The organism is Pseudomonas sp. FW305-96 (assembly GCF_058783825.1).
The window spans coordinates 1-25,198 of record NZ_JBYSYW010000047.1 but is presented as its reverse complement, the minus strand read 5'-3'; the positions used below and the strand labels follow the sequence as shown (position 1 = coordinate 25,198).

Here is a 25,198-nt window from a genome sequence, read left to right as displayed (position 1 = left end):
GCACGGGCATGAACAAGGGAGTCTATCGCCATCGTTGCGCCTGGTTGATGCTGGCGCTGGGCGCAAGCCTGGCCGCCTCGGCGTCGGCCGAAACCCTCGAAGAGCGCCTGCGCACCCAGCTGCGCAGCACCACGCAACAGCTGCAGGCCCTGCAGAGCGAGCAGGCCCAGGCCAGCGCCGCCCGCCAGGCGGCGGAACAGCAACGCGACGCGGCCCTGGGCCAGGTGCGCGAGCTGACCGCGCAACTGGCCAAGGCGCGCGGCCAGAGCGAACAGCTCGCCGGCCAGCAGCAGGCCGTGCACAGCCAGGCCCAGGCGCTGGTGGCCAGCAGCACCGAACAACTGCACAAGTACAAGCAGGCCTATGACGAACTGCTGGGCATGGCGCGCGCCAAGGAAAGCGAGCGTGCCGGCCTGCAGGCACAACTGGCCGAGCGCGATGGCCAGGTGCAGCAGTGCCAGGCGCGCAACCAGCAGATGTACGGGGTGGCCAAGGAGATGCTGGCCGCCTTTGAGAAGGTCGATATCGCCGATGTGATGAAGATGCGCCAGCCCTTTGCCGGCTCGGCCCGGGTCCGCTTCGAGGAACTGGCCCAGGCCTATGGCGACAGACTCTACGAAAGCCAGTTCGACGCCCCCACGGGCGTGACCCAGTGACGTTTTCTCAACGCAAGGAAGTAAGCACATGACCGAAGTCACCCTGATCGAAACCGTTAGCGCCGACTCCCTGACCAAGCTGCTGCAGGATGCCGGCTGCCGGGTCAATCGCACCGAGCAGAATGCCGTGGTGCAGTTGCTCAGCGCCAGCCAGGGCGTGGGTTACGCCGTACGTTTCGGCAACCGGGCGCTGAACCAGGAAGGCGAGTTCCTCGATTTCACCTTCAGTTGCGCGCTGCGTATCCAGGGCGAGCTGCCCGCGGGCCTGGCCGAGCGCTGGAACGCCACCCGGCGTTTCGCCCGCCTGTCGGTACAGGGCGAGTTCCTGGTAATGGAGAAGGACGTGGTGGTTGCCGACGGCGTCAGCGAGAAGCACCTGCTTGGCAGCCTGTTGCTGTGGGATCGCCTGCTGCAGGAATTCATCGTCTACCTGCGTGACTACAGCCGCAATGTCGCCGAAACGGCGCCCGAGCAGGTGGCCAGCGATGCGGTGAGCGCTTCGTGACGGCGCGAACCCTGTGGGCCGGCGCTGGCGCGCTGGCCGTTGTCGCGGTGGCAGTCGCCCTGGCCTTGCGCCCGGGCGACGAGCCGGTGGCAGCGGCGCGCCCGGCTTCGCCCGCCACCCTGGTGGCCACCGACAACGGCCCGGTGCTGGCGCGCCTTGGCGAGCAACAGGTGGGCAGCGGCGAGCTCAAGGCGCTGTTCGCCCAGTTGCCCGAAGAGGCCCGCGTCAGCCTGCGCGGCGACCGACCGGCACTGGAGGCCTGGATCCGCGCCCGCTTGGCGGAAAAGGCCCTGTACCAGCAGGCCGAGGCCCAAGGCTGGCTGCAGCGTCCGGAGATCCAGGTGCAGACCCGCGCGGCCACCGAGCAGATCGTCTTGCGCGACTATCTCGACTCGGTGAGCAAGGTGCCCGACGACTACCCCACCGAAGCTGAGCTCAAGCAGGCCTACGAGGCAGGCAAGGCTGGTTTGCAACTGCCGGCACGCTATCGCCTGAGCCAGATCTTCCTGCGGGTGGAAAACCCCAAGGATGACGAGGCCGTGCGCAAGCAGGCCCAGGCCCTTGCCAAGCAGGCCCAGGCCGCGGATGCGGACTTTGGCGCATTGGCCCGCGAGCATTCGCAGGATGCCGGCACCGCCGCCAACGGCGGGGATACCGGCCTGCAGGCCTTGGCGCAACTGTTGCCGGAGGTGCGCGGGGTGGTGCCGAAACTCAAGGTGGGCAGCGTCAGCGAACCGGTGCAGAGCGCGGCGGGCTATCACATCATCAAGCTGGTGGAGCAACAACCGCCCCGGGCGGCGACCTTCGACGAGGTGGCCCCGCGTCTGCGCCAGGTGCTGCGCGCCCAGCGCCAGGAGCAGGTGGCCAAGGCCTATGTGGAGGGCATGTTCGACACTGCCACCCTCAGCATCGACGGCGCGGCGCTCAACCAGGTGCTGGAAAGCAGCCGCTAGTCGCCAACAACCATGGAAGAAGCGGGCCTGCCCAGGCGAGCCCGCAGGAGGCGAGGGATGCCTATCGACCTGTCCCGGGGGCGAGCCCCGGATACCAGCGTGCCCGTCGTTCGCCCCCAGGTGCCGCTGGCCCTGGACGAACAGACCCTGAACTGTTTTCTGGTCACCGCGCGCTGCGGTTGTTTCATGCAGGCGGCGCGGCGGCTCAACCTGAAGCCTGTGGCCCTGCGCAAGCGCCTGGCGGCGCTGGAGGCGCGCCTGGGCTACAGCCTGTTCGTCAACCGCAACAACAACCCGGTGCTCAGCCAGCAGGGCGAGCGCCTGCAGCAGGTGCTCCAGGCCCGCGAACCGGTGGTGCCAGCGCCGCGGGAAGCCAGCGCCAGTGTGCGCCTGGCCGTGGCCGAACCACTGCTGCAGGACCTGCTGGGCCGCAACCTGATCAACTTCGTGCGCCAGCATGCCGGCATGCGCCTGGAGGTGGCCACGCTCGATGGCCGCCAGGTACCCGAGCAGGCCGCGGATGTGGCGTTATGGCTGGGCGACCTTGACCAGGGCGCCCGCAGCGGCTGTTTTGCCGACACCACCGCCGAAGCCCTGGCCACCCTCGAATACCTGCCGCATATCGCCAAGCGCTATGCCCGCGAGGCCAACCGCCCGACCAGCCTGGCGCACCTGCAGGACTACATGCTGGTGCAATGGCAAGGCGAGGTCGGCGTGCAGGCGTTGACGCCCTGGCAGACGCTGTTGAGCACCCGCTCGGCCGGCGTGACGCAGATCCAGGACTACGAGATGTACTGCCAGCTGATCAAGTGCAGCGCCAGTGTCGGTTTGCTGCCGCAATACGCGGCGCATCTGGATCGTGGCCTGCTGGCCTTGCCGGGGTTGTTCCGCGAGCCGATGCGCCGGCGCGTGTGGCTGGCGGTCGATGAGCGTACCGAAGCCGATCCGTTGGTGCAGGTGATGGTCGGGGCGATCCGCGCCGCGTTCGAGGAACGCCGGGAATGGTTTGCCGGCCGTTAGGGGCAGCCGGCCTTGCGCAGCGTCAGATTGATCCGCCGTTCGCCCATGCGCGGATGCACGCCAGGCTTTATCGGCAGCACGCCATGAAAGCGCAGGCGGTCCTCGCCGCCCCACACCAGCACGTCGCCGTGGTTCAGCGGGATGCGCCGGGTACGGTCCGAGCGCTGCAGCCCGCCGAACAGGAACACTGCGGGCAGGCCCAGCGAGATCGAGACGATCGGATGGGCGTAGTCCTGCTCGTCGCGGTCCTGATGCAGGCTCAGGCGGGTACCCGGCAGGTAGTGGTTGATCAGGCAGGCATCCGCCACGAAACCCTCGAACCCGGCCTGGGCGGCGGCGCGCGAGGCCAGCTCGACCAGCACCCGGGGCAGGGCAGGCCAGGGCTTGCCACTGACCGGGTCGGTGGCGGAGTAACGGTAGCCGCTTGCGTCGCTGACCCAACCCAGCGCGCCGCAATTGCTCAGCGCCACGGCCATGCGCAGGCCGCCGGGGGTCTGCATGTGGCGAAACGGCGCCGCGCGCAGCACCGGGCGCAAGGCATCGAGCAGGGGCTCGAGCTCCGCCAGGGCGAAACCTGGCAGCAGCGTGGTGTGCGCGGCCAGCTGCTGGGGGTGTGCGTCGAACAGATCGAGATCGGACTGGATCATGCCAGGGGCTGCTTGGGTGGTGTCCGCACAGTGTATCGCGATGCCCCGGTGCGTGGGGCATCGCGAGCCACTGCGCCGGCCTCAGAGGCTGAGCGTCAGGCTGACACTGACATTGCGCGGCTCGCCCGGCAGCACCCATGAACTGTTGTACGAGCGCTCGTAGTACTTGCGATCGAACAGGTTGTTGAGGTTCAGACCCACAGTGACCTGCTCGCTGGCCTTGTAGTGCGCCAGCAGGTCGACCGTGCTGTACGAGGGCAGGGTGAAGGCGCTGCCGGCCTGACCGGAGCGCTCGCCGACATAGTTGAACGCCGCGCCCAGGTCCGAACCGCGCAGAGCGCCATTCTGGAACTCATACACGCCCATCACGCTGCCACTGTTACGGGCAATGCCCAGCAGGTCGCTGCCCTTTGGCAGGCTGGCATCGCCCTTGGTGACCTCGGCATCGATGTAGGCATAGGCGCCGATCACCCGCACCGCCTCGCTGAGCTGGCCGCTGAACTGCAGGTCCAGGCCCTGGCTGCGCGCCTTGCCGGCCGCGATGCTCTCGCCCAGGGCATCGGTGGTAATGACGTTCTCCTTGTCGATATGGAACAGCGCCACCGTGGCGCCCAGGCGGCTGTCGAACAGGTCGAGCTTCAGGCCGGTCTCGTAGCCGAGGCCTTTCTCGGGCTTGTACACCTGCCCTTGGGTGCCGATGGTGTTGGGCTTGAACGACGTCGATGCGTTGGCAAACACGCCGACCTGCGGCGTCAGCTGGTACAGCAGGCCGACGCGGGGCGTGGCGACATCCTTGGCCTGGCTGTTGCTGATACCGCTGCTGCGGTTCTGCGAGGTCTGCTCGATGCGCTCCAGGCGTACCCCGACCAGCCCGCGCAGACGCTCGCTGAAGGCGATCTGGTCCTGCAGGTTGAGGGCATGGCTTTCGGTGCGTTCGAAGAAGTCATTGGCGCGGGTGAGGGCCGGCTTGGGCTTGCCGTACACCGGGTTGCGGATGTCCAGGCCATAGCTGGCCAGGGTCGCGCTCTGCGGGTACTTCTGGCTGTTGCGGTAGTTCTCGTATTCCAGGCCGATCAGGCTCTGGTGCTGCCAGCCGAGCAGCTCGAACTGGCCGTGCAGCTCGGCTTGGGTGATGTTGTCGTTCCACTCGAAGTCGCGCTCGCGGTAGAAGCGCGTGAGCGTGTTGCCGACCAGGGCCTGGGGCTCGGAGCTGTTGCCCTTCAGTGTGCCCTGGGTGTAGTGGTTGGCCAGGCGCAGTTTCCAGTTGTCGTCGAGGAAGTGCTCCAGGGCCAGGTCGACGGTCTGGTTGTCGTTGCGGATCTTGCCGTCGTTGGGCTCGCCCATGAACGCCGAGCGCTGCACCGAGCCCATCTGGCCATTGACCGCCGGGATGCCGCGGTCGAACACTGATTCGGTGCGGGAAAACTCGGTGTCCAGCAGCAGGCGGGTGTCGGGCGACAGTTGCCAGCTCAGCGACGGGCTGACGATCCGTCGCTCGCTGTTGACGTGATCGCGGAAGCTGCCGTTGTCCTCCACCGCCAGGTTGACCCGGCCCAGCAGGTTGCCTTGGCTGTCCAGCGGCGCGTTGGCGTCCAGCGTGCCGCGGTAGCGGTCCCAGCTGCCGGCGCTCAGGTTCACGGTGCTGAATGTCTCGGCCTGGGGGCGCTTGCTGACGATGTTGACCAGCCCGCCGGGATCGCCCCGCCCATAGAGGCTCGCGGCCGGGCCCTTGAGCACCTCGATGCGCTCGATGCTGGAGGTGTCGGGCGCGCTGTAGCTGCCGCGGTTGACGGCAAAGCCGTTCTTGTACAGCTCCCCCGTGGTGAAGCCGCGCACGCTGTAGTTGAGAAAGGTCAGGCCGCCGAAGTTGTTCTGCCGCGACACGCCGCCGGCAAAGTCCAGGGCGCGGTCGATACGGGTGCTGTTGAGGTCCTTGAGCACCTGGGCCGGCACCACTTCGATGCTCTGCGGGGTGTCGCGAATATCGGTGTCGGTGCGCGTGGCGGTGGCCGAGCGGGTGGCCCGATAACCCTGGACCGGGCCATCGGCGCGCTCTTCGAGGTAGGCGTCGGTGATCGAGGTTTCGTCCAGCATCAGGGGTTGGGCCGCAGCGAGCGGTTGACCGAACAGGCCCAGGGTCAGGCCGGCCAGAAGGGGAGCGCGAGGGTTCAAGGGGGATCTCCGTTAAATATGTAATAACATTACATTATCACTCCAGTCATCGCCAGAAGAAGTTGTGACAGGGCAGTTGCGCGATGAGAATGATTTACGTTAATGTTATGTTATTACGTATCTGGAGGTTCTCATGCAAGTACTGTCCTCACTCAAGCAGGCCAAGCGCCGTCATCGTGACTGCCAGGTGGTCAAGCGCCGTGGCCGGATCTATGTGATCTGCAAGTCCAATCCCCGGTTCAAGGCCAGGCAGGGCGGGGTGAAGAAAAAGCGCGGGTAGCCGTCAATGGCTGTCAGTCAGGCGAAAGGGGCTGCACGGCAGCCCCAATGACGCTACCGAAGAGTCCTGCGCAGGCGTCGCCAGCCCAGTACCACACCACTGAGGGCTATCACCAGGCCGCCGCTACTCAGGCCGATGATCAACCCTTCGCGCAACAGCGGCCGCGCCAGCAGCGGTTGCCAATCCCAACTGTGCAACAGGTTGAACAACCAGCGCCCGGCACGTTGCGCCCGGTCGTGGCTGGCCACCAGCGTGCCGCTGGCAGGGTCCAGGTAGGCCCTGGTGCCCGCCGCGTCGGCGAAGCGCAGGCGCAGCACGGGCAGTGGGCGCGCCTGGGAACCGTACATGCTCTGTGGCTCGCGGGCGAAGTAGTGGAAGTCATAGGTGCTCTGCCAGTCATCCTCCACCGACACCCCGGGAGCCATCGCTTGCGCGGCCGCCAGCAGCCTTTCCCGGCTGAAGGTACGCGCCGGCGGGGCGTGTGCTTCAAGGATGCGGCTGTCGCCGTCGGCGCTGCGGGCCACTGCATAGGTGACGCCGGCTAGGCGTTGCCACTGCAGCTCCACTGCATCGAACCCTGTTTCGTCGCGCAAGCGGGCCAGGGCCGTGGCAATCGGCAACTGCAGGTCGGCGGCGCGCAGCGGCGCTTGCTGCAAGGCGATCTGCGAGCGGCTGTCGGTCACGCCCCAGGGGCGCATCGACATCAACCCGCTGAACACCCACAACACCAGCACCCCACCGAACAGCAGCCCGCCGATGTGGTGCCAGCGCAACCAGCCGCCGGGGTAGGGGCTGCACGATCCGCTACGGTAAGGCTTGCGCAAGCGCAGGCGCAGGATGCCCACCGCGATGCCCATGAGCGCCATCAGCGTGCCGAGCAGTGAAAGACCGATCACCAGGGTGCGCCAGCCATTGTCGAAGCCCAGGCCGCCACGCAACGGATAGAGCCAGTGCAACCAGGCACCGACCCAATTCCAGGCGCGCTCGCGGCCGCTCGCATCGCGCACCACCTCGCCGGTGCGTCCGGACAGGTACAGCCAGGTGCCGGCCGCATCGTCCACTTGCACCCGGTGCAAGGGGCGATCGCTGTCCAGGGCCCGGGAGTGGGTCCACATGTCCTCGTCCAGCGTGCCTTGGTAAGCCAATGCCGCGCTGCCGGCGTACTGCCGGGCATTGGCCAGGGCCCAGGCCGCGTCGGCGTTGGCCAGGGGCTCGCCGTTGGCTGCATCGAGGGTGACGCGGCGACCGTCCGCCAGCTCCAGCAAATAGTACGGTTGCCCGCCCAGGCTGGTCAGGCGCAACGCCTTCAACGGCTGCTCAGCCCATTGCGCCGGCAACTCGGCGCAGCATCCCGCCGGCAAGGCCGGCAGGTGGGCCAGGCGCTCGGCCGTGGTCAGCTTGGGGTAGCCGATATACAGCATGACCACTCCGGAGACGAACCACAGCGCCATGAACAGGCAGGCGACGATGCCCAGCCAGCGATGCCACAGGTACAGCTGGCGTTTCAGGCCCATCAGTAGCGCCACTGCACAGCGACTTCCAGGCTGCGCGGCTCACCCAGGTAGTACTGGGTGTTGGTCTGGTGAATGAAGCGGGCGTAGACCTCGTCGGTGAGGTTGCGCAGGCGGGCGCTGAGTTGCACGTGCTGGTCCAGGTCGTGGGTCATCGACAGTCCGTAGACGGTGTACGAAGGCACCCACTGGGTGTTGGCGGTGTTGGCGTAGACCGCCGAGACGTAGCGGGCGTCGGCGCCGACCTGCCAGCCCGGCGCCAGGTCGTAGGTCAGCCAGAGGTTGGCCACCCGGTCCGGAATGTTCACCGGATTCTTGCCCTTGCGCGAGTACACCACGCCGCCGATGGTCTCGTTGAACTCGTCGTATTCGGCGTTGACCCAGCTGAAGTTGCCTGCCGCCAGCAGTTTGGGCGTGACCTTGAACGACGCCGCCAGCTCGATGCCGGTGGAGGTCTGCTGGCCGGCCTGCTCGGTGGTGTTGGGCACGGTCGAGGAGGGCACCGAGATGTTCTTGCGCACGATGCGGTAGGCCGCCGCAGTGGCCGAGCCACGCCCGTCGAGGAAGTCGAACTTGCTGCCCACTTCCACCTGCCTGCCGGTGCTCAGGTCGAAGTCGCCGACCTGGCTGATCGACGCGCCGGTGAGCGAGCCCCCTGGCGGTTCGGCCGAGGTGCTGTACTGGGTGTACAGGCTGATATTGGAGGTCAGGTCGTAGACCAGCCCCAGGCGCCCGGTGAAGGCATCCCAGCGCCGATTCAGCTTGGCCCGGGTCACGTGGTCGACCACGTCGAAGTCGATATGGTCGTAGCGCAACGCGGTGACCAGCGACAGCTGGTCGGTCAGGCGGGTACGGTTCTCGACGAAGCTCGCAGTGGTGTCGGTGGTGGTGCTGCGCCCCTTGGCGCGTGGCGCGTCCATGCCAGGAATGTCGAGGAAGTGGCCGGGCTGGAAACCGTTGGGATCGATGCTGTCGAACGCGCCCTTGGACAACGGGTAGGCGGTCTGCTGGTTGCGGTTGTAGTCCACGCCGAACGCCCAGTCGCTGGCCAGGCCGAACAGCTGGCCCTGGTGGGTCAGCTCGACGCGGTTACCGTTGACCTCCTGGTCGTGGCGCTGGCGGTAGCCGCCGGAGCGGGCGATGGCGGTGTTGCCAGGATTGTAGCGGTACACCTCGAGGTTGCGGTAATCGCGCTGGCCGTTGTAGTGGTAGAAGGTGTTGCGCAACTGGTTGCTGTCGTCGATGCGGTAGTCGGTGATCGAGCGCAGCCAGCGCGTGCGCTGCTCGTAGCGGCCGTCCTCGACGTTGTAGTTGTCGAAACGGTGGTGCTTGTCGATGTGCAGGGTGCCGCTGGCCGGTTGCAGCACCGGCGCGCCCCAGTAGGGGCTGTCTTCCTTCTCTTCGAGGTACTCGATGGCCAGGGTGTGCGACAGCTGGTCGTTGATGTCGCTGAGCAGCGAGAAGGCCAGGTTGCCTGCCCCGTTCTCCTGGCGGTCGATATAGCCATTGGTGCTGGTGCGGCTGTAGTCGAGCCGCGCGTAGTGGCGTGGGCCGTCACCGCTGTTGAGCGCCTTGTTGAAGCCGACCGAGGTTTCCATCGTGTCGTAGCGCCCGTAGCTGACGCGGCCCTCGAAGGTGTCCTCGTCGCGGTTGGCCAGTTTGGTGATCATGTTCAGGCTGCCGCCCACGGCGCCGCTGCCGTTGAGGAACGACGACGGCCCGCCGAGCAGTTCGACACGGTCGTAGATCCATGCCCCGACCGGGCGCCCGGCGGCGCCGTACTGCAGGTTGATGCCATTGAACAACTGGCTGACCTGGGCACCGTTGAAACCACGGTACGACACGTAGCCGCCCCAGCCGGGCGGTGCCGAGGCGTTGACCCCGGGCAGGGCGTTGGCGGCGTCCTGGAAGTTACGCGCGCCGATGCGTTCCATGGTCTTGCGGTCGGCGACGCTGACCGAGGCCGGGTTTTCGCGGGCGCTGAGGTTGAGCCGCGAGCCGCTTGCGATAGGCCGGTCGAGGTCCAGGGTGGTGGCTTCTTTGGGGGCGGCGGTGGCCGTGACGTTGCTGGCGGGCAGGGTGAGGGTGTCGTCCTGCGCCCAGGCGCAGGTTGCGCTGCCAACGAGCAGCGCCAGAGTGGTCATGCGGAACATGCAAGGCTTCCTGGCTGAAATCAATGAGCGCACGCCCGCTGCCGATCAGGCAGCACTCGGGCGTGGCGATGTCAGAACGCGAGAAGCGAAGCGGGAGAGGCGCGGGGATTGACCAGGGGCCAGCGCTGCTTGGGCAGGGTCGGCGCGGGTTGTCTGGGTAAGGGTTTGCTCGACTCCCCGGCGAGCAGGGCCAGCAGGCCGAAGAACACCGCCAGCAGGGTGGCGCTGAACAGGCTGGCGATCACGCAGTCGCCGCCGGCGGGCAGCACCGGGTCGGTGACGTCCTGATCGCCCTTGAACACGCCGCTGCTGTCGGCCGCGCACCAGGCGGCGTCATCCAGGCCGGCCAGGCGCAAGCCTGCCATCTGTCCATGGCCCATGGCGCACAGCAACGAGCCGAACAGGATGCTGAAATACAGCACCCAGGCGACTTGCGATCGTGTGTGGCGGGCCAGCTTCATCGGCAAAGCTCGAAGGGAATGGGAATGGGTTAGGCGTGCGGATTCTACAACTTTTGACACATCTGCCTAGAGTGAACAGCCGATAAAAAACATTCGAAACGATTCACCCGCCTCGCTTGACGCCCATTGGGCCCAGGTGTTCAGATGCCGATCGATTTCAGGTGCCCCATGCCGCCGCGCACGGGGTGAAACGGGAAACCGGTACGCGCTTCGCGCCAGTCCGGTGCTGCCCCCGCAACGGTATGCAAGTGATGCCTTCGACAGACCACTGTGGCCCGCGCGTCATGGGAAGGTGAAGACATCTAGGCTTTGCACGGAAAGTGCCTGCGCGACGATCATGCTGCGTTGAAAACAGGCTGGTGCGCCAGCCCGGTCGGAATGCTCATTTACAACCCGTAAAGTCGAGCGCGACTCCGACCGTTCCTCGCCTGTTTTCGCCTTGCCTGATCGCCGCTCGGCGACTTTCCGTACAAACCCTTGTCTTGCGAGCCCGGAGACCGGCCTGGAATGTTGTAGGCAAACTCCTGCGGTGGGCGGGCATGGGCCGGTATTGGCGTGTGCGCGATCCGTGCTCCTGCGTGCTTCTGCGAAAGTCACTTTCGAGAAGAGCATGATTGCTGTGATTCACTCCCGACGTCGTTTCCCCAAGGCCCGGACCTTGTTCCTGGGCTGCCTGGTCAGCCCCCTGGCACTGGCCGAAAACACCCCCCTGATCCTCGACCAGCAGATCGTCGCCGCGCCGTCGGTGGAGTCGACCACGGTCGCCGCCGATGTCTACCGCTACCTGGACGGCGCCCGCCAGCACCGGCTGAGCCTGCTGGTGGAGAACCTGTTCGACCGCGACTATGTCACCAGTCGGGCGAGTAACGTTGACAATCTCGGGCGGCCGTTCACCAGCGAACTGCGCTACACCTACACCTTCTGAGGGGCGTGAGCATGGACTACCAGCGCGTGTTGTTCGTCGGCCCCGGCCTGGGTGGCGGCTCGGCGGCGGAAGCTTTTGGCGCCGAGATTCGTGACCTGCGTGGCCACGAGGCGGGCCGGGATATCGTCGACACCCTGGAGGGGTTCGACGGGCTCTGGGCGGTGATCCGCGAGGCCCTCGACCAGGGCGTGGAACGCCTGCTGGTGGTGGACCTGGAACCCACCTCGGACAGCGCCTACCTGGACTGGCTGCGCGATGAGCTGGGGCGCGTGGCGCAAGGTCGGGCCGGCGTCTGGGTCACGGCCCAGGCCCTTGGGCGGCGCGGCCTGGATGCGCGAGCGGCCTGTGCCAGCATCGGCGAACATGCCCGCCACCTGGCGTGCGACCAGGTCAACGCGGTGGCCAGCGACCCGGACTGGTCGCGGGTGCCCGAGCATGCCCGCCAGGTGTTCCTCTGCACCGGCCCCCGCTGCGTGCGGCGCGGCGCCTTGCCGCTATGGAAATGCCTGCGCCGGCTGCTGCTGGAGCTTGCCCTGATCGAGACCCCGGGCGGCGTGCTGCTGACCCGCACCGGTTGCCAGTTTCCCTGCAACCTGGGGCCCGTGTTGACGGTGCATCCGGACGGCTGCTGGTATCGGGTACGTGATGATCGGGAGGTGGAGGAATTGGTGGAAACGCATCTGCAGGGAGGAAGGATCGCCGAAGGACTGTTGATCAAGGGAAGGGCGTGCGATGCGTAAAGCCTGGCTACTGTCCCTGGCCTTGTGCTGTGGCACACCTGCCCTGGCCGGCAGCTATCGCAACTGCGGGCAGGACTGGCAACGGCCCGCTGCGGCGCCTGCGCGTATCCTCGCCCTCAACCAGCACGCGGCCGACCTGCTGCTCGCCCTCGGCGCGGGTCCGTCGATGGTCGGGGTGGCCTACCTGGACGACAACGGCGCCGCCTACAAGCAGGGCCGCTACCAAGGTGTGCCAGTGATTGCCCGGGAGTATCCGGCCAGCGAAGTGTTGTACGCGCAAAGGCCGGATCTGGTGGTCGGCGGATTCGCCACGGCCTTTGGCGATGGGATCACCTCGCGCAGCAGATTGGCCGGCAACGGGATTGCCACCTACCTGCTCGAGTCGGCCTGTAACGGCCACTCGCTGGACTACTACGGCCATGTCCGGCGAGACCTGACTGTGCTTGGCGAGCTGTTGGGCAGACAGGCGAGGGCGCAGGCATTGATCGAGGCGATGGAGACCGACCTGGCGCAGGCCAGGGCGATCGCACCCAGCGGCAAGCCACTGTCGGTGTTCTACCTCGACAGCGAGGTGCGGGGGCTGGACAGCGAGGGCGGACGTGGGTTCGTCACGCCGTTGCTGGCCGCCGCCGGGGCGCGCAATGTGCTTGCCGGGATCGACCAGTACCGCGTGACGATCAACCGTGAGGCATTGCTGAGCAGCGACCCCGACGTGATCCTGCTGGCCGACGCCCTGTGGTCGCCGGCCAGCCGCAAGCGTCAGTTGCTGACCCGCGACCCGGTGCTTTCGAGCCTGCGGGCGGTGCGCGAGAACCGCATGATCGATATCCCGTTCACCCAGCTGATGCCCACGCCGGCCAGCGGGCAGGTGGCCCTGGAACTGGCGCGGCGGCTCAGGGAAATGGCTGTTCCATAGCAGGCCCGAACTGATCGCAAAGCTTGGCGCGGAAGCGGCTGTGTTACTCGCCGCTGACCAGCTGCCGCGCCAGCTGGTTGTGACGCTCCAATACCCGCGGCAAGTCAACGGTGGCGATGCGCCCGTCCTGAACCACCACGCGCCCGTTGATCACGCTGGTGTCAACATGGGTCGGGGTGCAGAACACCAGCGCCGCCAGCGGGTCGTGGAGGGCGCCGGCATAGGCCACATGGCCAAGGTCGAAGGCGACGAAGTCGGCGACCATGCCCGGTGCCAGGGCTCCGATATCGTCACGGTTGAGTACCTTGGCGCCGCCCAGGGTGGCAATTTCCAGCGCTTCGCGGGCGGTCATCGCATCCGGGCCAAAGCCGACCCGTTGCAGCAGCAAGGCCTGGCGTACCTCGCCGATCATGCTGGCGCCGTCGTTGGATGCCGAACCATCGACCCCCAGCCCCACCGGCACGCCGTGGTCGCGCATCTTGCGGATCGGCGCTATGCCTGAGGCCAGGCGCATGTTCGAGCACGGGCAGTGGGCGACCCCGGTGCCGGTGCGGGCGAACAGCTCGATGCCGTGCTGGTCGAGCTGCACGCAGTGGGCATGCCACACATCGTGGCCGACCCAGCCCAGGTCCTCGGCGTATTCGGCCGGAGTCATGCCGAACTTCTCGCGGCTGTAGGCGATGTCGTTGACGTTCTCGGCCAGGTGGGTGTGCAGCGACACGCCGTACTCGCGGGCCAGGACCGCCGCTTCGCGCATCAGGTCGCGGCTCACCGAGAACGGCGAGCAGGGCGCCACCACCACGCGCCGCATCGAGCCATGGCTGGCGTCGTGGTAGTCCTCGATCAGGCGCTGGGATTCCTTGAGGATGTCGCTTTCCTTTTCCACCACCGAGTCCGGCGGCAGGCCACCCTGGCTGCGGCCGACGCTCATGCTGCCGCGAGCGGCGTGGAAGCGCATGCCGATTTCCTCGGCGGCGTGGATGCTGTCGTCGAGCTTGCAGCCATTGGGGTAGATGTACAGGTGGTCGCTGGAGGTGGTGCAGCCCGAGAGGATCAGCTCGGCCATGGCCGTCTGGGTCGAGACCGCGATCATCTCCGGGGTCAGCCGCGCCCAGATCGGATAAAGGTTGGTCAGCCAGTTGAACAGCTCGCCGTCCTGGGCCGCCGGCACCACGCGGGTAAGGCTCTGGTACATGTGGTGGTGGGTGTTGACCAGGCCCGGGATGACCACCTTGCCGGTCATGTCGAGGATCACGTCGGCGTTTTGCGGCAGCGTTTCGCTGGGGCCGACCTGGCGGATCACGTTGTCTTCGATGTACAGGCCACCGCGTTTGATTTCACGGCGTTCGCCGTCCATGGTCACCAGCAGTTCGGCGTTCTTGACCAGTAGGGTCTTGGGCATGTGTGTCCCCTCCCGTTGGGGATGTGTTTTCTGATTGTAGAGAGGCGCCTGGTGCATGGGCCGGGCGCACCAGGGCCGTCAGGCGCCGCGGCGTGGCCGGGCGTCGATGACAGGGGCGAACGGTTCACCGCGCACGTGCGAAGGCTGCGCCATGGCGGGCGCATCGGGCAGGTGGGCAGACGGTGACAAGGCGAATGCGGCAAGCGGCATTCGGGAAGGATGCCCGGTGAAGGCGGGCGGTAGTGGATGTCGCATGGCTTGAGCCTGTCGCAATACGCAACGGCGATGACCGTTGTCGTAGGCGCGAGGCAGTGTAAACAGAATTCGCTTGTTTTGTATACGATGGATTGTTTCATCTAACCGCGCCCTGCAATCGCTCCGGAAAAGTGCATGCAGTCTTGCGTGGCATCATGCCACTATCTGGCTGTCTCGCGGCCAGCGGATATCTCGGGCCGGCACGTTCGCATGGGCTGATTACACTGTGGAAATCGCCACACGGGAGTACCTGGGATGGGCTGCGCGTTGATGAGGCAGATGGCTGGACGGGTGTCTGCTCGAAGTAGACGGCCATGAACAACCGTGGCCGGAGCATTTCCCTGCAGTGGCTGGTGGCATTGGCGATCATGCTGGGCATGCTGGCACTGGGCGCGGCCCTGGCCTGGCAAGGCTACCTGGGCGTGCGCCAGGCCCTGGTGGCCGCCGCCGGCGATGCCGCCCAGCAGGTCGGCCGGACTATCGACGAGCGCGCCCGGCGCCTGGTCGACCCGGTGCAGAGCAGCATTCGCCTGCTGGCCTTCAGCCCAGCGTCGGGTACGTTGGTCGAGCGCCTCGAGCAATTGCCGCAACTGGTCGAGAGCCTGCGTGCCAACCGCATGCTCAGCGCCGCCTACGTCGGTTACCCCAATGGTGAATTCCTGCTGGTCCGCCGCTTACGCGACCCGCAGCTGTTGCAGCGCTTCGCGGCACCGGCGGACACGGCGTTCCTGGTGCAGACCGTCACCCAGGGCGCCGATGGCGCGATGCAGGGCGAGTGGCGCTTCTATGACTCGGTACTGACCCTGTTGCAGCGCCAGAGCAAGCCCGACTACCAATACGATCCACGCCAACGGCCCTGGTTCATCGAAGCCAGCGCGCAGCCTGAGACCGTACTCACTCGTCCCTACGTATTCTTTACCACCCGCGAGATCGGCCTGACCATGGCCCAGCGCAGCGCCGAGGGCACGGCGGTGATCGGCATGGATGTCTCGGTCAATGACCTGGCCAGCGAGAGCCGCGACCTGCGCATCACCGCCGGCACCGAGATCGCCGTGGTCGACGATCAGGGCAACGTAGTGGCCTACCCGGACCTGCAACGGGTGGTCGTGCGAGAGGGTGAGAGCGTGCGCCTGTCGCGCATCGGCGAGCTGGGCATCGGCAGCCTTGCGCATATCTACGCCGACATGCCCCAGGGCGCGAGCCCGCAGCCGTACCAGGTCGAGGGGCAGACCTGGTACGGCATGCGCGTGCCGCTTACCTCCATGGCCGGGCAGGACCTGCAGGTGCTGATCGCCGTGCCGGCCCACGAACTGCTGGCCGGGGCGCGCAAGGTGCTGTTCGAGCAATTGCTCTGGGCCGTAGCCGTGGCAGCTGTGTTGTTGTTGCTTGGCGGGCTGCTGGGCCGACGCATCGGCCGTCCGTTGCGCCGGCTGACCGAGCAGGTACAGGGCCTGGCCAGTTTCGATTTCAGCCGTGAGGTGGGCGTTGTCTCGCGGGTCTGCGAAGTGCGTGAGCTGAGCCGGGTGCTGAGCCGTATGTCCGGCACCATCCGCAACTTTCAGGCGATCACCCTTACGTTGAGCCGCGAGACCCAACTCGAAAGCATGCTCGACGGCGTGCTCAATCACCTGGTGGCGGCAGCGGGCGTCAGTGCCGGTGCGGTGTATCTGTACGACGACAACAGCCGGTTGCGCCTGGCCGCCGCCAGTCGCGGCCATGACTACCCCGAGGAACTGACGCTACCTGAAGGCGAGCGGCAGGACCTGGCCAGCGCGGTGACCCAAGCCCTCGCATGGCAAGGGCGCAGCCTGGCGGTGGTGCTCAATGACCGCGGCCAGGCGCTGCTCGGCATCCTGGTGCTGCAACTCGCCGATGCGAACGCGGCCGTGGGCCAACCGTTCCAGCGCTTTGTCGAGGAACTGTCCGGTGCAGCCGCCGTGGCCATCGAGACCCGTCAGCTGGTCGAGGCCCAGCAACGCCTGCTGGACGCCATGATCAAGTTGCTGGCCGACGCCATCGACGCCAAGAGCCCCTATACCGGCGGCCATTGCGAACGGGTGCCGCAACTGGCGCAGATGCTCCTGGACCAGGCCGTGCAGGCTGACAGCGGCCCCTATGCCGACTTCAGCATGAGCGAGGCCGAGCGCTACGAATTCCGCGTGGCCGCCTGGCTGCACGACTGCGGCAAGATCACCAGCCCCGAATACGTGGTGGACAAGGCGACCAAGCTCGAGACCTTGTACAACCGCATCCACGAGGTGCGCATGCGCTTCGAGGTGCTCTGGCGCGATGCCGAGGTCGCCTACTGGCAAGGCGTGACCAACGGCGATGATGAAGCGGCGCTGCGGCGCACGCTGGAGGCATGCCGGGCAACCTTGCAGGAGGACTTCGCCTTCGTCGCCAACGCCAACATCGGTGGCGAGTTCATGCAGGAGGCCGACATCGAGCGCCTGCGCACTATCGGCCAGCGCCGCTGGCGGCGGCACTTCGACAACCGCCTGGGCATCTCCCGCGACGAGGCAGCGCGGTTCACCGACACCTCGGCGGCAACCTTGCCCGTGGACGAGCCACTGCTTGCCGACCGCGATGAGCACCGGGTGCCCTGGGGCGCTCGCACGCCGCCGGTGGCCAAGGACGACCCGCGCAACCACTGGGGTTTCGACATGCGCCTGCCGGCCCATGCCAGCAACCACGGCGAGCTGTACAACCTGTCGATCCGCCGCGGCACGCTCAACGACGAAGAGCGCTTCAAGATCAACGAGCACATCGTGCAGACCATCATCATGCTCAGCGCGCTGCCGTTCCCGCGCCAGCTCAGGCGCGTGCCGTCAATCGCCGGCAACCATCACGAGAAGCTGGACGGCAGCGGCTACCCGCGCAGGCTTGGCCAGGAGGCGCTGAGCATCCCCGAGCGGGTGATGGCGATTGCCGACATCTTTGAGGCACTGACCGCGGCGGACCGGCCCTACAAGGCGCCGAAGACCCTGTCCGAGTCGGTGAAGATCCTGGTGTTCATGGCGCGGGACAAGCATGTCGACGGGCAGTTGCTGCGCTTGTTCCTGAGTAGCGGGGTGTACCGGCAATATGCCGAGCGCTTCCTGCGCCCCGAGCAGATCGACGAACTGGACGTGGCGTACTGGCTGGAGCAGTTGCAGGGTTTCGCGCCTGAGCAATCCACCTACACTCCTTGAGACCTGTTCGGCGGGATCACTGGAGACATCCGATGGAAGCATTCTGGCAAGCCTTTTTGGCGACGTTGCACACCGAATTCGCCGATGTTGCCGACGAGCGCGAGGTCTCGCGGATCCTCATCCGCCTGCTGATGGCGGCCTTGCTGGGGGCGGTGCTGGGCTTCGAGCGCGAGAGCAAGGGCAAGTCGGCCGGCGTGCGCACGCACATGCTGGTGTCCATGGGCGCGGCCTTGTTCGTCCTGGCGCCGAGCATGGCCGGGGCGGACGAGCAGGCGTTGAGCCGGGTGATCCAGGGCATCGTCGCCGGTATCGGCTTTCTCGGCGCGGGCACGATTCTCAAGGGCAACGGCCGCGACACCAGTCACGTCAAGGGCCTGACCACCGCCGCCGGGCTATGGATGACCGCCGCCATCGGCACGGCTGCAGGGATGGGGCGCGAGGCCACGGCACTGATCAGCACAGTGCTGGCGCTGTTGGTGCTGGCAAGCATGCCGTTGCTGGTGGACAAGGTCGAAGGTGAGCATGAGGACAAGCGCGAGGAGGAGGAGGGCAGGAAGCACTGAGGGGAGCCGAAGCTCCCCTCATAAGCGTTGTTGCCTGCTCTTTTCTTATTATTGGAGACTGGCCTGTTGTTGTTTTTGTCGGCTGTCGTCTCTGCACTGCGGGGCCCCCAACCGGGGCCAAGAGCAAACGTATTTTTTTGAGCGCTGACCTGCGTTCATCCAACGTGATCCAACCTTGACTGCCGCTACCTCGGAGGTAGTTTTATTGTTCTTGCCAGGTTGCGGGGCCGGAACCCCTGGAATGCACGTCGACTCCAAAAAAATCTGCTTGCTACGCCTCTGCCGTGTTGTTCTTGTTATGTCAGAGCCGTTTACTGTTGTTTTTATTGGGTATCGCGTTTTTTGTTCTTGTTATGCCAAAAGATATAGCAGGTGGCGTGCCAACTTTTGCAAACCCTTTAAAATCAATGGTTTGGTGATTTTGCAAAGTGGATTGGCACGTGAAAATTTGTCGAATTGTTTCCCTGTTACCCGATTTTCTTCTGCACAGCGTGTAGGCGGTAACACTCCACCCACACCTGTGTGACAACCGTGTGACTCAGCGAACGCCGCGGGCCTTCGCCACCCGCGAACCGGTGGCGCGCCCGAGCACTTCGCTGATACGCAGGCCCGCGGCGATCAGCCGGTCCAGGTCAATCCCGGTTTCGATGCCCAGCCCTTGCAGCAGGTACACCACATCCTCGCTGGCGACGTTACCGGTGGCGCCCTTAGCGTAGGGGCAGCCGCCCAGGCCGGCCACCGAGCTGTCGAACACGCTGATGCCCTCGAGCAGGCTGGCATAGACGTTGGCCAGCGCCTGGCCATAGGTGTCGTGGAAGTGCCCGGCCAGCTGCGCGCGGGGCACCTGGGCCGAGACCACCTCGAACAGGCGGCGGGTGTCACCGGCGGTGCCGGTGCCGATGGTGTCGCCCAGCGATACTTCATAGCAGCCCATGTCGTGCAGGGCCTTGGCCACTGGTGCCACCTGCTCGGCGCTGATGCGTCCCTCGTAGGGGCAGCCGAGCACGCAGGAGACATAACCGCGCACCCGCACACCCTGGCTGCGGGCGGTCTCCATGATCGGCTCGAAACGCTTGAGGCTGTCACTGATCGAGCAATTGATGTTGCGCTGGGAGAACGCTTCGGACGCCGCCGCGAACACCGCCACTTCCTTCACCCCGGCGGCCAGGGCATCCTCGAAACCGCGCAGGTTGGGTGCCAGCGCCGCATAGGTGACGCCCTCGCGCTGACGGATACCGGCGAACACTTCGCCGGAGCCGGCCATCTGCGGGACCCATTTGGGCGAGACGAAGCTGCCCACTTCTATGTAGGCGAGCCCGGCGTCGGTGAGGTCGTCCACCAGGCGCACCTTGTCGGCGACGCTGATGGGCTGGGCTTCGTTCTGCAGGCCGTCGCGCGGGCCGACTTCGACCAGGCGGACATTCTTGGGCAATGACATGGCGGGCTTCCTGTGGCGGATCAACGGTGGGTGTGCGGCGGGTTCAGGGTGGCGGCCAGGGCCTGCTCGCAACGCTCCTGGGCGGTGTCCAGCTCCAGGTGCATCTGCTGGATGTCGAGCATCTGCTGTTCGAGCTGGGCGCGGCGTTCGGCGATCTTCGCCAGCATGCTGGTGAGCTGTTTCTGGTTGCCGCCGGAGGGGTCGTAGAGTTCTATCAGTTCACGGCATTCGGCCAGCGAGAAACCGATGCGCTTGCCGCGCAGGATCAGTTTGAGCGTGACCTTGTCACGGGCCGAGTAGATGCGTTCCAGGCCGCGTCGTTCAGGGCTGAGCAGACCCTGCTCCTCATAGAAGCGGATGGCGCGGGTGGTGATGTCCAGTTCGCGGGACAGGTCGGAGATGCTGTAGGTCTGGCTGCTCATGCTTGCGCTCGGGGGAGGGAATGCGAGTAACCTAATGCCAGGTTGACGTATACGTCAAGCAAGGGCTGCGCTCGCCGGCCCGTTCAGGCATTCACGGACTTGCGGTAGGCCTTGGGCGTCTGCCCGTCGAGCCGTTTGAAGAAGCGCGCAAAGTAGGTCGGGTCGCTGAACCCCAGGCTGTCGGACAACTGGCCGATGCTCATGCGCGTGTAGGCAAGATTGCGCCGTGCTTCGAGCAGCAGGCGCTGGTGGATCACCTGCAACGCCGATTGCCCGGCCAGCGCCCGGCACAGCTGGTTCAACAGCAGGCTGGTGATGCCCAGGCGCGCGGCGAAATCGTCCACGGCAAGGTGCTCGCGGTAATGCGCCTCGACCAGGCGCAGGTAACGGCCGAGCAACTGCTGGTCCCGTTCGTCCTGGCTGCGCGCTGGCAAGGCGGCTTGCTGACGGTTGATCCACACCATCAGCGCGGTGACCAGTGCCTGCAGCATGGGGCCGCGGGCCGGGGCGCAGCCCTGGTACTCCTGCTGCAGCGTGTCGATCAGGCCGTGCAGGCGCACGCGGTCCTTGCCCAGCGGGTAGCACCGCGCCGCCGCCAGCACGCTCAGGGGGGCGCCGAGGCGCTTTTCCAGATCGACCACCAAGGCCGTGCCGAACGTCAGCACATGCCCCTGGATATCGGCACTGAAGCGAAAACCATGGACAGTCAGCGGCGGTACCACCTGGATCGCCGCCTCGCGAATCACCCGGCGTTCGCCCTCGATCACCACCTGCGCCTCGCCGCGCTGCACATAGAGCAGCTGGAACAGTTCTGCGTGCCGGTGCGGCTTGATCTCCCAGTGGTGCAGACGGCTGCGTGCCGGGATCGACTCGCAGTGCAGCAGGTCGGTATCCGGCCAGGCACGGTGCTCGCCATACAGCTGGAACAACGGGATGCCGGGAAGGGGGCTGTGCATGGGGTGGGACCTGTCCGTTAATCGAACGAATTTCAGGAAAGTGCAGTTTTCAAAAAGGATTTCGCACGTTCTGCACATTTTTCAGCAGTAAAAATACAGGTGCAAACCCTAACAGCAGATGCGCGGCCATTGCCAGTGCAAAGCCGGCATCGTCATCGCGAGACAACAACAATGAAGACTCAGGTTGCAATCATCGGCGCCGGCCCGTCCGGCCTGCTGCTCGGCCAGCTGCTGCACAACGCCGGCATCGATACGCTGATCGTCGAGCGCCAGACCCCGGACTACGTGCTGGGGCGCATCCGTGCCGGCGTGCTCGAACAGGGCACGGTCGAGTTGCTGCGCGAAGCCGGCGTGGCCCAGCGCATGGATCGAGAAGGGTTGGTTCATGAAGGGGTCGAGTTGCTGGTCGGTGGCCATCGCCAGCGTCTGGACCTCAAGGCACTGACCGGTGGCAAGACGGTGATGGTCTACGGCCAGACCGAGGTCACCCGCGACCTGATGCAGGCTCGCGAGCAGAGTGGGGCGCCGATCATCTATGCGGCCAACAATGTCCAGCCCCATGACATCGAGGGGCCGCGGCCTTACCTGACGTTCGACAAGGACGGTCGCCAGCACCGGGTGGAGTGCGATTACATCGCCGGCTGCGATGGCTTCCATGGCGTGGCCAGGCAGAGCATCCCGGCCAGCGTGCTGAAGGTGTACGAGCGGGTCTATCCGTTCGGCTGGCTGGGACTGCTGGCCGATACCCCGCCGGTCAACCATGAGCTGATCTACGCCCATCACGAACGCGGTTTCGTGCTGTGCAGCCAGCGCTCGCAGACGCGCAGCCGCTACTACCTGCAGGTGCCACTGCAAGAGCGAGTGGAGGACTGGTCCGATGAACGCTTCTGGACCGAGCTCAAGGCGCGGCTGCCACAGGCGGTGGCCGAGCAACTGGTGACCGGGCCTGCGCTGGAGAAAAGCATCGCGCCGCTGCGCAGCCTGGTGGTCGAGCCGATGCAGCATGGCCGTCTGTTCCTGGTCGGCGACGCCGCCCACATCGTGCCGCCCACCGGCGCCAAGGGCCTGAACCTTGCGGCCTCGGACGTCAACTACCTGTACCGGATCCTGGTCAAGGTCTACCGCGAGGGGCGCACCGACCTGCTGGCGCAGTATTCGCCCATGGCGTTGCGGCGGGTATGGAAGGGCGAGCGCTTCAGTTGGTTCATGACCCAACTGCTGCATGACTTCGGCGAACACCAGGATGATTGGGACCGTAAGATGCAGGCGGCCGATCGCGAGTACTACCTGGGGTCGGCGGCGGGGCTGGCGAATATCGCCGAGAACTATGTGGGGCTGCCGTTCGAGGCTGTGGAATAACCGGCGCGTCAGCGGCGCCTGGGGCTTTCCAGCAAGGCGACCATCTCGCGATAACCGCGTTGGCGCGCATGCTCCAGCGCGGTCACGCCGTCCTTGTCGGCAATGAGCGGGTCCGCCCCGGCCGCCAGCAACTGGCGCACGATTTCCACATGCCGCGGGCCGCCATCGCCGAGGATCACCGCCTCGAGAAGCGCGGTCCAGTGCAGGCGGTTGAGGTGGTTCACATCGACACCGGCCGCGATCAGCAACTGCACGGTGCTCACATGCCCGCGTTCGGCGGCCGGGATCAGCGCGGTACCACCGTAGCGGTTGGTGCTCTTCAGGTCGGCGCCATGGGCCAGGGTCAGGCGCAGGATGTCGTCCAGCCCCCGTGCGCCCGCGTACAGGTAGGGGCTGTCGCTGATGTTGTCCTTGGCGTTGACGTCGGCGCCGGCCTCGATCAGTACCTTGGCGGCTTCCACTTCATTGGCGTGGGTGGCCACCAGCAACGCGGTCTGGCCCTGGTCGTTGCGGGTATCGGCCTGCGCGCCCCGGTCGAGCAGTTGGCGCACGGCAGGGGCATCGCCGCGGCGGGCGGCATCGAGCAACGCTGTGTTCATGGCGGGGGTCTCGGCGTGGCTGGCAAGGCTGGTGAACAGGGTCAGCAGCAAGGCGGTGAGCGGCAGGCGCATGGGGGCGGCTCCTGATAGGACGAGGGTCCATGCTAGTGGGCCTGTGTTTGTAGCAGAAGTGAATAATCTGGATGGAACCCAGTGTATTTGCGCATGTTGCCGGGTATCGGTGCCCGTGGTAGAAGTCAGGCTTGTCATTCAGAAGTCGAATATCAAGATGTCTGCCAGCGTAAAACCAAATAGGGCCTTGTTCGACCTCGACCTGTTGCGCGCCATTGTTGTGGTGGCTGACTGCGGCAGTTTCACCACCGCCGCGGCGCGCCTGCATTCCACGCAGTCGACCATCAGCCAGAAGGTCCGCCGCCTCGAGGACATGGTCGGCCACCGCCTGCTGGTGCGTGGCAACCGCGATGTGCTGCCCACCGATGCCGGGCAGACCCTGCTCGGTTATGCCCGGCACATGCTGGCCCTCAACGACCAGATGCTCGAGGCGTTAGCCGGGGCCATGGTCGGGGTAACCGTGCGCCTGGGCGTGCCGGAGGATTTCGTCGGCGGGCGCACCACCAATGCGTTGTCCGCGTTCAGCCGGCAGCATCCCCAGGTCAAGCTGGAAGTCACCAGCGGGCTGTGCCGCGATCTCAGCCAGGCCTATGACAACGGCGAGCTCGACCTGGTGCTGCTCAAGCAGCGGCGCAACAGCCGCGAGGGTGTGGCCTGCTGGCCGGAGCGCCTGCAATGGATCGACAGCGCGCGCATGCCGTCCTTCGATCTCGACCCGATTCCCTTGGTGACCTTTCCGCCGCGCGGGCTGTACCGCGATGACATGATCAGCGCGATCGAAGGCATGGGCCGGCGCTGGCGCATCAGTTTCACCAGCTCGAGCCTCAGCGGTATCCAGGCGGCGGTGGCCGATGGCATGGGCATCAGCCTGCTGCCGCCGCGGGCGGCGCTGCTCGAGCACCGGGTGCTGGGCATCGAGCAGGGGCTGCCGGAGGTGGACAGCTACGAAATCGTCATCGTGCACCGGCCCACGGCGGATGTGATGGTCAAGGCACTGGCCGAGGTGTTGACGGAGTTGCTGGCGGTGCAGGCGATCTGATCCCGCCGGAAACTCACTCCTTACAGCAATGCGGCTTGTCACTGGCACTTTCATAGCGATCATGATGGCGCACCCAGTCCATCGTCCCGTCCTCGTTGCGCCCAAGTGGCGCCAGGTCGAGGAAGTTGTACGCGTTGACCAGGATGTCCAGCCCGCGGGCATAGGTGGAATAGGTGTGGTACAGGCTGCCGTCGCTATCGCGGTAGAACGCGCTGAGCCCGGGCAGCTCCGTTTCGTCGCCGGTGTAGGGTTCGTAGTTGTACTGGGCGCTGCCATCGGTGGCGACTGTGACGCCGAAATCCTGGTTGAAGCGGCTGCCGTGCGAGGAGAACCATGGGAAGTGCCAGCCCATGCGCCGGCGGAACGCCTGGAACTCGGCAAAGGGCGCCCGCGAAACCGCCACCAGGGAAACATCGTGGTGGGCCAGGTGCAGGTTGGCGCCGTCGAAGTGGTCGGCCAGGAACGAGCAGCCCGGGCAGCCTTCGTGCCAGCCGTCGGCGAACATGAAGTGATAGACCAGCAACTGGCTGCGTCCGGCGAACAGCTCGCCCAGGCTTAGCTCGCCGTCCGGGCCCTGGAAACGGTAGTCCTGCTCCACCGCTACCCAGGGCAGGGCGCGGCGGGCGGCGGCGAGCTCGTCGCGTTGATGGGTGAAGGCTTTCTCGTGCAGCCAGAGCTGGTGGCGGGCGGCGAGCCATTGGCTGCGGGTTGCCACGGTGTGTTTGGGAGTGGGATGGCTCATGGGCGTGACTCCACGCTTTGGGGGTTCATCCCGTAGTCGGGTGGCCTTTGGGTAATTCGACAGGTTTTTATCCGTTATCGACGAATGGTTCATCCACTGTTTGCTTTAGCTCTTGCTCTTGCTCTGCTTTTGCTTCTAAGCGCGCGATAGTTCAGGCGACACAAATTGCGACTTCAGGAGGCCGAACGGAGGTCTTGCGGAGGGAGGTGACGGGCATGGAT

23 protein-coding genes and 1 riboswitch are annotated in these 25,198 nt (G+C 65.9%); of the genes, 12 read left to right on the top strand and 11 right to left on the bottom strand.

Going from position 1 to position 25,198, the window contains the following annotated elements; all coding sequences use genetic code 11:
• Positions 1-8: 8 nt before the first annotated feature.
• Genes AC3WL2_RS24470 through AC3WL2_RS24455 form a run of 4 tightly spaced genes read left to right on the top strand, consistent with a single transcriptional unit; the run spans position 9 to position 3,134 of the window.
• Positions 9-656 carry a DNA repair protein gene (locus AC3WL2_RS24470; RefSeq protein WP_102685009.1) on the top strand — a complete coding sequence of 216 codons (648 nt, stop codon included), beginning with the start codon at positions 9-11 and terminating at the stop codon, positions 654-656.
• 28 nt (positions 657-684) lie between these two features.
• Complete coding sequence (locus tag AC3WL2_RS24465; protein WP_038706233.1) at positions 685-1,161, top strand: YbjN domain-containing protein; 477 nt, start codon at positions 685-687, stop codon at positions 1,159-1,161.
• Positions 1,158-2,114 (top strand): peptidylprolyl isomerase, encoded by a 957-nt coding sequence (locus AC3WL2_RS24460; protein WP_102685008.1) that lies wholly within the window; start codon positions 1,158-1,160, stop codon positions 2,112-2,114. Before AC3WL2_RS24465 ends, AC3WL2_RS24460 begins: the two co-directional genes overlap by 4 nt.
• A gap of 57 nt (positions 2,115-2,171) precedes the next feature.
• On the top strand, positions 2,172-3,134 hold the full coding sequence (locus AC3WL2_RS24455; protein WP_102685007.1) for a LysR family transcriptional regulator: 963 nt from the start codon (positions 2,172-2,174) through the stop codon (positions 3,132-3,134).
• Here the strand turns inward: AC3WL2_RS24455 and alkB are convergent.
• Together alkB and AC3WL2_RS24445 are read right to left on the bottom strand one after the other, a co-directional pair.
• Entirely contained in the window at positions 3,131-3,781 is a 651-nt protein-coding gene (gene alkB, locus AC3WL2_RS24450; protein ID WP_102685006.1) for a DNA oxidative demethylase AlkB, read from the bottom strand. The genes AC3WL2_RS24455 and alkB overlap by 4 nt on opposite strands.
• An 81-nt stretch (positions 3,782-3,862) precedes the next feature.
• On the bottom strand, positions 3,863-5,953 hold the full coding sequence (locus AC3WL2_RS24445; RefSeq protein ID WP_102685005.1) for a TonB-dependent siderophore receptor: 2,091 nt from the start codon (positions 5,951-5,953) through the stop codon (positions 3,863-3,865).
• A 133-nt stretch (positions 5,954-6,086) separates the two neighbouring features.
• Here AC3WL2_RS24445 and ykgO point away from each other — a divergent pair, with 133 nt between their 5' ends.
• Complete coding sequence (ykgO, locus tag AC3WL2_RS24440) at positions 6,087-6,233, top strand: type B 50S ribosomal protein L36 (protein ID WP_023632134.1); 147 nt, start codon at positions 6,087-6,089, stop codon at positions 6,231-6,233.
• A 53-nt stretch (positions 6,234-6,286) separates the two neighbouring features.
• On the opposite strand, the gene AC3WL2_RS24435 is transcribed toward ykgO, so the two are convergent.
• From AC3WL2_RS24435 to AC3WL2_RS24425, 3 genes are all read right to left on the bottom strand, one after another.
• Complete coding sequence (locus AC3WL2_RS24435) at positions 6,287-7,741, bottom strand: PepSY domain-containing protein (RefSeq protein ID WP_256582691.1); 1,455 nt, start codon at positions 7,739-7,741, stop codon at positions 6,287-6,289.
• Between the two features lie 5 nt (positions 7,742-7,746).
• Complete coding sequence (locus AC3WL2_RS24430; protein ID WP_102685003.1) at positions 7,747-9,897, bottom strand: TonB-dependent receptor; 2,151 nt, start codon at positions 9,895-9,897, stop codon at positions 7,747-7,749.
• Positions 9,898-9,968: 71 nt separating this feature from the next.
• Complete coding sequence (locus AC3WL2_RS24425) at positions 9,969-10,358, bottom strand: DUF2946 family protein (RefSeq protein ID WP_102685002.1); 390 nt, start codon at positions 10,356-10,358, stop codon at positions 9,969-9,971.
• 142 nt (positions 10,359-10,500) lie between these two features.
• Positions 10,501-10,878, top strand: a riboswitch (cobalamin riboswitch).
• Between the two features lie 90 nt (positions 10,879-10,968).
• Here AC3WL2_RS24425 and AC3WL2_RS24420 point away from each other — a divergent pair.
• Genes AC3WL2_RS24420 through AC3WL2_RS24410 form a run of 3 tightly spaced genes read left to right on the top strand, consistent with a single transcriptional unit; the run spans position 10,969 to position 12,939 of the window.
• Positions 10,969-11,283: a hypothetical protein gene (locus AC3WL2_RS24420; protein ID WP_146022614.1), complete on the top strand. Its 315-nt coding sequence runs from the start codon at positions 10,969-10,971 to the stop codon at positions 11,281-11,283.
• An 11-nt stretch (positions 11,284-11,294) separates the two neighbouring features.
• Positions 11,295-12,023 (top strand): (2Fe-2S) ferredoxin domain-containing protein, encoded by a 729-nt coding sequence (locus tag AC3WL2_RS24415; RefSeq protein WP_219730443.1) that lies wholly within the window; start codon positions 11,295-11,297, stop codon positions 12,021-12,023.
• Positions 12,016-12,939: an ABC transporter substrate-binding protein gene (locus AC3WL2_RS24410; RefSeq protein ID WP_102684999.1), complete on the top strand. Its 924-nt coding sequence runs from the start codon at positions 12,016-12,018 to the stop codon at positions 12,937-12,939. Before AC3WL2_RS24415 ends, AC3WL2_RS24410 begins: the two co-directional genes overlap by 8 nt.
• Before the next feature lie 43 nt (positions 12,940-12,982).
• On the opposite strand, the gene AC3WL2_RS24405 is transcribed toward AC3WL2_RS24410, so the two are convergent.
• Entirely contained in the window at positions 12,983-14,341 is a 1,359-nt protein-coding gene (locus tag AC3WL2_RS24405) for an 8-oxoguanine deaminase (RefSeq protein WP_102684998.1), read from the bottom strand.
• Positions 14,342-14,910: 569 nt separating this feature from the next.
• Here AC3WL2_RS24405 and AC3WL2_RS24400 point away from each other — a divergent pair.
• Positions 14,911-17,787 carry an HD domain-containing phosphohydrolase gene (locus tag AC3WL2_RS24400; RefSeq protein ID WP_102684997.1) on the top strand — a complete coding sequence of 959 codons (2,877 nt, stop codon included), beginning with the start codon at positions 14,911-14,913 and terminating at the stop codon, positions 17,785-17,787.
• 32 nt (positions 17,788-17,819) lie between these two features.
• Complete coding sequence (locus tag AC3WL2_RS24395) at positions 17,820-18,350, top strand: MgtC/SapB family protein (protein ID WP_102684996.1); 531 nt, start codon at positions 17,820-17,822, stop codon at positions 18,348-18,350.
• A 538-nt stretch (positions 18,351-18,888) separates the two neighbouring features.
• Here the strand turns inward: AC3WL2_RS24395 and AC3WL2_RS24390 are convergent.
• From AC3WL2_RS24390 to AC3WL2_RS24380, 3 genes are all read right to left on the bottom strand, one after another.
• On the bottom strand, positions 18,889-19,788 hold the full coding sequence (locus AC3WL2_RS24390) for a hydroxymethylglutaryl-CoA lyase (protein WP_102684995.1): 900 nt from the start codon (positions 19,786-19,788) through the stop codon (positions 18,889-18,891).
• Positions 19,789-19,808: 20 nt separating this feature from the next.
• Positions 19,809-20,210 carry a MerR family transcriptional regulator gene (locus AC3WL2_RS24385; RefSeq protein WP_023631568.1) on the bottom strand — a complete coding sequence of 134 codons (402 nt, stop codon included), beginning with the start codon at positions 20,208-20,210 and terminating at the stop codon, positions 19,809-19,811.
• Between the two features lie 83 nt (positions 20,211-20,293).
• A complete protein-coding gene (locus AC3WL2_RS24380) occupies positions 20,294-21,166 on the bottom strand; it encodes a helix-turn-helix domain-containing protein (protein ID WP_102684994.1) in 873 nt (290 codons plus the stop codon).
• A 171-nt stretch (positions 21,167-21,337) separates the two neighbouring features.
• On the opposite strand from AC3WL2_RS24380, the gene pobA reads away from it, so the two are divergent.
• On the top strand, positions 21,338-22,525 hold the full coding sequence (gene pobA / locus AC3WL2_RS24375) for a 4-hydroxybenzoate 3-monooxygenase (RefSeq protein ID WP_102684993.1): 1,188 nt from the start codon (positions 21,338-21,340) through the stop codon (positions 22,523-22,525).
• 8 nt (positions 22,526-22,533) lie between these two features.
• Here the strand turns inward: pobA and AC3WL2_RS24370 are convergent, their stop codons facing one another.
• Entirely contained in the window at positions 22,534-23,196 is a 663-nt protein-coding gene (locus AC3WL2_RS24370) for an ankyrin repeat domain-containing protein (protein WP_102684992.1), read from the bottom strand.
• Positions 23,197-23,353: 157 nt separating this feature from the next.
• On the opposite strand from AC3WL2_RS24370, the gene AC3WL2_RS24365 reads away from it, so the two are divergent.
• On the top strand, positions 23,354-24,235 hold the full coding sequence (locus tag AC3WL2_RS24365; RefSeq protein ID WP_023631572.1) for a LysR substrate-binding domain-containing protein: 882 nt from the start codon (positions 23,354-23,356) through the stop codon (positions 24,233-24,235).
• Positions 24,236-24,248: 13 nt separating this feature from the next.
• On the opposite strand, the gene AC3WL2_RS24360 is transcribed toward AC3WL2_RS24365, so the two are convergent.
• Positions 24,249-24,977, bottom strand: coding sequence for a DUF899 domain-containing protein (locus AC3WL2_RS24360; RefSeq protein WP_102684991.1), 729 nt, complete (start codon positions 24,975-24,977; stop codon positions 24,249-24,251).
• Between the last annotated feature and the right edge of the window lie 221 nt (positions 24,978-25,198).

Excerpts from the sequence above, each read along its gene's own strand:
- AC3WL2_RS24455 (WP_102685007.1), top strand. The coding sequence starts at position 2,172 with ATGCCTATCGACCTGTCCCGGGGGCGAGCCCCGGATACCAGCGTGCCC.
- AC3WL2_RS24370 (WP_102684992.1), bottom strand. The coding sequence starts at position 23,196 with ATGCGCCTGCCGCTCACCGCCTTGCTGCTGACCCTGTTCACCAGCCTT.
- AC3WL2_RS24430 (WP_102685003.1), bottom strand. The coding sequence starts at position 9,897 with ATGTTCCGCATGACCACTCTGGCGCTGCTCGTTGGCAGCGCAACCTGC.
- AC3WL2_RS24365 (WP_023631572.1), top strand. The coding sequence starts at position 23,354 with ATGTCTGCCAGCGTAAAACCAAATAGGGCCTTGTTCGACCTCGACCTG.
- AC3WL2_RS24465 (WP_038706233.1), top strand. The coding sequence starts at position 685 with ATGACCGAAGTCACCCTGATCGAAACCGTTAGCGCCGACTCCCTGACC.
- AC3WL2_RS24425 (WP_102685002.1), bottom strand. The coding sequence starts at position 10,358 with ATGAAGCTGGCCCGCCACACACGATCGCAAGTCGCCTGGGTGCTGTAT.
- AC3WL2_RS24420 (WP_146022614.1), top strand. The coding sequence starts at position 10,969 with ATGATTGCTGTGATTCACTCCCGACGTCGTTTCCCCAAGGCCCGGACC.
- AC3WL2_RS24385 (WP_023631568.1), bottom strand. The coding sequence starts at position 20,210 with ATGAGCAGCCAGACCTACAGCATCTCCGACCTGTCCCGCGAACTGGAC.
- AC3WL2_RS24470 (WP_102685009.1), top strand. The coding sequence starts at position 9 with ATGAACAAGGGAGTCTATCGCCATCGTTGCGCCTGGTTGATGCTGGCG.
- AC3WL2_RS24360 (WP_102684991.1), bottom strand. The coding sequence starts at position 24,977 with ATGAGCCATCCCACTCCCAAACACACCGTGGCAACCCGCAGCCAATGG.
- AC3WL2_RS24395 (WP_102684996.1), top strand. The coding sequence starts at position 17,820 with ATGGAAGCATTCTGGCAAGCCTTTTTGGCGACGTTGCACACCGAATTC.
- AC3WL2_RS24415 (WP_219730443.1), top strand. The coding sequence starts at position 11,295 with ATGGACTACCAGCGCGTGTTGTTCGTCGGCCCCGGCCTGGGTGGCGGC.
- ykgO (WP_023632134.1), top strand. The coding sequence starts at position 6,087 with ATGCAAGTACTGTCCTCACTCAAGCAGGCCAAGCGCCGTCATCGTGAC.
- AC3WL2_RS24380 (WP_102684994.1), bottom strand. The coding sequence starts at position 21,166 with ATGCACAGCCCCCTTCCCGGCATCCCGTTGTTCCAGCTGTATGGCGAG.
- alkB (WP_102685006.1), bottom strand. The coding sequence starts at position 3,781 with ATGATCCAGTCCGATCTCGATCTGTTCGACGCACACCCCCAGCAGCTG.
- AC3WL2_RS24405 (WP_102684998.1), bottom strand. The coding sequence starts at position 14,341 with ATGCCCAAGACCCTACTGGTCAAGAACGCCGAACTGCTGGTGACCATG.
- pobA (WP_102684993.1), top strand. The coding sequence starts at position 21,338 with ATGAAGACTCAGGTTGCAATCATCGGCGCCGGCCCGTCCGGCCTGCTG.
- AC3WL2_RS24410 (WP_102684999.1), top strand. The coding sequence starts at position 12,016 with ATGCGTAAAGCCTGGCTACTGTCCCTGGCCTTGTGCTGTGGCACACCT.
- AC3WL2_RS24400 (WP_102684997.1), top strand. The coding sequence starts at position 14,911 with ATGAACAACCGTGGCCGGAGCATTTCCCTGCAGTGGCTGGTGGCATTG.
- AC3WL2_RS24390 (WP_102684995.1), bottom strand. The coding sequence starts at position 19,788 with ATGTCATTGCCCAAGAATGTCCGCCTGGTCGAAGTCGGCCCGCGCGAC.